Annotated in this window: 2 protein-coding genes; both read right to left on the bottom strand. The window is 55.9% G+C overall.

Annotation, left to right across the window (positions count from 1 at the left end):
* Window positions 1-180: exonuclease domain-containing protein (locus ACR0DT_RS25160; protein WP_480713359.1), on the bottom strand; the 180-nt coding region annotated here is incomplete at its 3' end.
* Window positions 173-540 (bottom strand): dephospho-CoA kinase (locus ACR0DT_RS25155; protein WP_480713358.1); only part of this gene is annotated, 368 nt, incomplete at its 5' end. The genes ACR0DT_RS25155 and ACR0DT_RS25160, both read right to left, overlap by 8 nt.

Here is a 540-nt window from a genome sequence, read left to right as displayed (position 1 = left end):
GCCGATACCATGCACACCGAATGCTTCGTCCGGCATGGACCGTTCCGGGTTGATATAGACGTGGTATGTCTCGCCTGTGGCCACATGGTTCCACAACTCCACCGCACCGATTTCAACGATCCGATCGCCACTCTCGGGATCAAACCCTGTGGTTTCAGTATCGAGTACGATTTCACGCATCTGCCATCTCCGCCCGTATCTGCCTGACCACATTCTGCACCTGCGCGCGGGCGTGGTCCATCGTGTCCGTTACGATTACGAAATCTGACCGGGCGCATTTTTCGTCATTCGGCATCTGCTTGGCACAGATCTGTTCGAACTGAGCTTCAGTCATCGTGCCACGTGCCATCACGCGACGCTTTTGTTCTTCGGCTGGGATCGAAACACAGGCGACAGCATCCATTGCCGCATCACCTCCTGTTTCGAACAGCAAAGGAATGTCGAAAACGAGAATGTCCGCCGAAGCGATTTGCCGAAACTCGGCCCGGTCGGCGGCCACCAATGGGTGCACGATGCCTTCGATTGCTTTCAGTGTCGCAG

Source organism: Ruegeria sp. BI11 (genome assembly GCF_056538005.1).
This window is presented reverse-complemented; position numbering and strand designations above follow the sequence as displayed.